At 67.6% G+C, this 4,538-nt stretch carries 4 protein-coding genes; all 4 read left to right on the forward strand.

Annotated features, from left to right (window positions below):
* On the forward strand, window positions 1–1,581 hold a 1,581-nt coding region (locus O2807_12340; GenBank protein MDA1001288.1), incomplete at its 5' end, for a hypothetical protein.
* Window positions 1,578–3,065, forward strand: a complete 1,488-nt coding sequence (locus tag O2807_12345; protein ID MDA1001289.1) for an ATP-binding cassette domain-containing protein — start codon at window positions 1,578–1,580, stop codon at window positions 3,063–3,065. The genes O2807_12340 and O2807_12345, both read left to right, overlap by 4 nt.
* Window positions 3,055–3,903, forward strand: a complete 849-nt coding sequence (locus O2807_12350) for an energy-coupling factor transporter transmembrane component T (protein MDA1001290.1) — start codon at window positions 3,055–3,057, stop codon at window positions 3,901–3,903. The genes O2807_12345 and O2807_12350 overlap by 11 nt, the downstream gene beginning before the upstream one ends.
* Window positions 3,903–4,538: hypothetical protein (locus O2807_12355; protein ID MDA1001291.1), on the forward strand; the 636-nt coding region annotated here is incomplete at its 3' end. The genes O2807_12350 and O2807_12355, both read left to right, overlap by 1 nt.

The following is a 4,538-nucleotide window of genomic DNA, read 5'->3' on the forward strand; positions in this document are numbered from 1 at the left end:
GGATCGCTCCAGGCCCCCGCCGGGCCGCCGCCGCCCTATGCGCTTTCCCTCGAGATCCCCCACGGCCTGACAAGTACGCACGTCTCCCTGCCCGCCGGGGTCCGGCTTCACGCCACGATCAAGATTCAGACGGGGGCGGAAGCGGCGGGAAGCGTTAAGCTTCAAATCGCCCTGCCCTCCGGCATCCTTCCCGGAAAACTCCCTTCCGGGTGGGAGAGCGCCCGGAAGGGGGACACGCTCGTGCTCCAAAAATCCCTCCTTCTCGCGCCGCACGCGCTGTGGTTCGAGCAAATTCCCCTTCAGTTCCCCCGCGAGCGAGGACAGCCCCTCGCGGTGAGCGCCGCACTCATCCCCGAGGACAACACCCGAAAACCGCTGTACGCGCGCACCACGGTCCGCCTCCATCCCCCCAGCGAGCTGGCCCGGGTCATCCGCCTGGAGCGGAACTGGTTTCCCACCGACGCAAGCGGAATTTTCGATCCGCACCATCTGCGCGATACGCTCATCATGCCGGGGGGGACCGGCGAATGGCTCCGGAAGCTCTGGGGCGCGCCCGCACCCCCCGTGGACCCCTATGTCCCCTACCGCTACCAGACGCTGTGGATTCGCAACGACTCCACGGCCACCATACCGGCCGCGGTTTCATCCGGTTTTACCGCACCCGGGGACGGCGGAAGCGTTCCCTTTCTCCGCGCCCCCGATCTCCTCAGCGGCGGAACAGGCCAGAGCATCACTTTCGCCGATCTCCTCCCGAGGAGGGAGACGATCGTCATTCTCCCGGTGTACTTCGATCCGCGGAGCGCCGTGCCCGGCCGGTACCGGCACAATATCCGCGTCACCCTCCGGGGAACCGATCAGGAACTCTCACGGGTGCGCATCCCCTTCCGGGTGCAGCCGCCGAGCCACTGGGCCTTCTTCATCACGCTGGCGACGCTGGCGCTGGCCCTCCTCGGCTTCTTCTTCGTCATCCGGAAGGGAGGGGCGCTCTTGCGCACTCTGCCGCTTCGGCTCCTCAGCGGCGCGGCGATCTTCGCCGCGGCGGCCTTCGTCCTCGTCAACATCCCGGAGATCATCGCCGGAAACATCGCGCTCGCCCTTCTCGGCCCGTTCGGGTTTCTCGTCAGCGCCTTCTTCATCGAGGTCCCCGCCAATGCGCTGGGGGTGGCCTACCTGATGCGCTATCCCATCCCCGGCTCGCTCGGGCTGTACATCGTCATCCGGAAGATCGTGACCGCCCTGCTGCTCTACTCTTTCCAGATCATCCCCTTTCTGCTGGTCACCGCCGAAATCCTCGCGTTCGAGGGAGCGGCGTGGGCCTCCGGTGTCACGCGCGGAGCGGCCTTTTTCGACCGCCCGCCGGAGCGCCGCACCCGCGCCATCGTTCTCTTCGTCTGCCTTTTCGCCTTGGCCAACATCTTCATCACCGCCATCAGCTTCTACCTGCATATCTTTTTCTACCGGCTGGACTTCGCGGACTGGTACATCGCGCTCTACCTCATCACGCTGGGCCTGTTTTTCGCCCCCCTGGGCATCTTTGTCGGGATCCGGCTCGGCGCCCCCCTCCGGGAGGTGGCGGGATGAACCGAACGCTCATGGAGTGGAAAGACATCTCCTTCCGCTACGCCGGCACCCGGCAGGACGCCCTGCGGAACATTTGCCTGCGGCTTGCGGCGGGCGAGCTGCACCTTCTCGCGGGACCGACCGGATGCGGCAAGAGCACGTTGCTCAAAACGGTGAACGGCCTCATCCCCTCGGAGAGCGCCGGACGAATGGAGGGCGGCATCTTTTTCGACGGGGAACGCTCCTCCGCCCCAGCGGGCGTGCGGCCGGATGTCGGCTTCATGTTCCAGAATCCGGAAGATCAGCTGCTTTGCAGCCGCGTCGAGAGCGAGATCGCATTCGGCCCCGAGAACCTCGGCCTTTCCGTCTCCGAGATCGGGGAGCGGATCGAGAGCGCCCTCTCCGCCGCCGCCATGGGCTACAAGCGCGGCGCCGCCATCCATGAGCTCTCCGGCGGGGAAAAGCAGCGCGTCGCCCTCGCCAGCGCCCTCGCGATGCGGCCCCGCATCCTGGTCCTCGATGAGCCCACGAGCCAGCTCGACGATTCCGCCGCCGGGCAGATCGTATCGGCGCTCGTGGAACTCAAGAATCGCTTCGGCCTGACCATTCTTCTGGCCGAGCACCGCATCGACCGCCTCCTCCCCTACGTTGACCGCCTCACCCTGATGGGCGAAGGCCGCATCCGGGGCTCGTTCCCGCGGGAAAATCTCGCGCAGGCAACCCCCCTCCTCGAGGAACTCGGCCTCGTCCCTCCGCCCGCGGAAGACCGCCCCCGGAAAACCGCCCCCGCCGCACGGCCCCGGAGCGTGCTGCTTCAGGCGAGCGGCATATCCCACCGCTACCCCTCCGCCCAGCGCCCGGCGCTCGATGATGTCTCCTTCGACCTTCGGGCGGGCGAGATTCTCGGGCTGCGGGGGCTGAACGGCGCCGGGAAAAGCACCCTCCTCCATGCGCTGGCCGGATTGCTTCGCCTTCAGGCGGGCGCCGTCGCATGGTTCGGGGACGCGCCCGGCCGCCCCGACATCCGCTGGCTGGCGGGGCGGGTCGGCTTTCTCTTCCAGAACCCCGACCTGATGCTGACCGCCGACACCGTGGAGGAGGAGATCGGGATGGGCGCGCGCTTTCTCGGCTGGCCGCGCGAGCAGGCCGCCGCCGCCGCGGAGCGCAGCATCGCCCTGCTGGAGCTGGAAGCCCACCGGCGGCGAAACCCCTTCTCCCTCAGCCGGGGGGAGCGCCTGCGCCTCGCCCTGGCCGCCCTCTTCGCCACCTCCCCGCGCGTTTTGCTTCTCGATGAACCGACCGCGGGGCTCGACCGGAGATTCCGCCTTCAGTTTCTCGCCCGCCTGCGCCGGTGGGTGGACGAGCGCCCGGGGGAGCGGGCGGCGATTTTGTGCACCCACGATCAGGAGGCGCTTCGGGCATTCGCAGACCGGACGCTTCACCTTGCGGAAGGAAAATTCCAGGAGCGTGAAGACGCCCGGGAAGGAGGCGGAAATGCCGCTTGAGAAAGCGCACGCCCTCGATCCGCGCTTTCAGGTCGTGTTCCTGATCTTCATCGGCCTGTTCTCCGTCCTGCTCGACGGAGAACTCTCGCTCGCCCTCCTGGCAGCGGCCGGGCTCTCGTGCGCTCTCCTCTCCCGGCCCACTGCCAAACAGCTGCTGATTCTTTTTCTCCTCATCTTTTTCAGCGTGTGGGGCTTCATGTTCTCCCAGGGCTTTTTCTACCGCGGGGCGCCAAGAACCACCCTCGCCGTGATCATCCCCCCGGAGACTCCCTTCATCGGCCCCCTCACCGGCGGGCTCGCCCTCTCCTATGAGGGGGTGCGCTACGGCGCCTCTCAATCCCTGCGCATCATCGCCACGCTCTCGGCCGGACTGGCCGTCGGATGGTCCGCCGACCCCGCGCGCCTTCTTGCCGGGCTGACCGCCCTCCGCATGCCCCACGCCCTGGCGTTTTGCATCACCACCGCCGTCCGTTTCCTCCCCCTCACCTTCGAGGAAACCCACACGGCGCTCCGCGCCCAGAGGATGCGGGGGCTTCGCCCGCACCGACGGCCCCTCCAGACACTGATCCGGATCGCGCGGCCCGTTCTGGCCGCCGCCATCCGCCGCTCGGAAACCGTGGCGCACGCCGCCGCCAGCCGCGGCTACCGCCCCGACCGGCAGCGCTCGAACCTGCAACCGCTCCGCATGTCGCTCGCGGAAAAATCCATGCTCGCGGCGCTGGGAGCGGCGTTCTTGTTCATTCTGGCCGTCAAGACCCTCTACTTCCTTTACGAATCGGGCCTTTCCTACTTTCCCGCCCTTCAGGGACTCTACCAATTCACGCGGGAGGTCCTTTGATGCGCACGCTCGCGTGGATGATGCTCGCCGCCCTCACGATCACCGGCTGCGGTGACGCCCCCTCGTTTGTCTTTGCGCGCCTGGGCGGGGTGCTTCGCGGCGTGAAACCGGACGAGGGGAAAGCGATCGCCGTTCGCTGCGGAGAAAAAGATTCGGGGGCCCGGGGCCAGCGGTTCGGAAACTTGATCCTGCTGCGCTTTTCATGGCGGCCGGGAGCGGCCTGCACGGTGCGGTGGGGACCCGGAGCACACCAGATGCTCCGCGCGCGCGCCCCCCGCATCGCCGATCCGGTCCTGCTGAAAACGATCCGCCTCGAGGAGGTCATCCCGCGGAAGATCGAGTCCGGCATCTCCGAGGAGACCACGTTTCTCCTGTTTTCGCCCCAGGGAGACCGCCTCGCCGTGGGAACCCGGTGGGGGCACGTCCGCGTCCTGGACGTTTCATCCGGCGCCGTGGCCTTCCGGGGGCGGATTACCGAGGGAGTGGCGAAAGCCGCCGCCTTTTCCCCGGACGGGAAAATTCTCTACATCGGGGAGCAGACGCGGGAGGGCTACATCCGTGCCATCGCGCTCTCCTCGGGGCGCGAGCTGTGGCGCTACCGGCTTGCGGACGATCTCGAATCCTTCGCCGCCCCC

Source organism: bacterium (assembly GCA_027622355.1).
Taxonomy (GTDB): domain Bacteria; phylum UBA8248; class UBA8248; order UBA8248; family UBA8248; genus JAQBZT01.

Bases quoted from the DNA above. Each gene is read 5' to 3' on its own strand.
- O2807_12345 (MDA1001289.1), top strand. From the start codon at position 1,578: ATGAACCGAACGCTCATGGAGTGGAAAGACATCTCCTTCCGCTACGCC.
- O2807_12350 (MDA1001290.1), top strand. From the start codon at position 3,055: ATGCCGCTTGAGAAAGCGCACGCCCTCGATCCGCGCTTTCAGGTCGTG.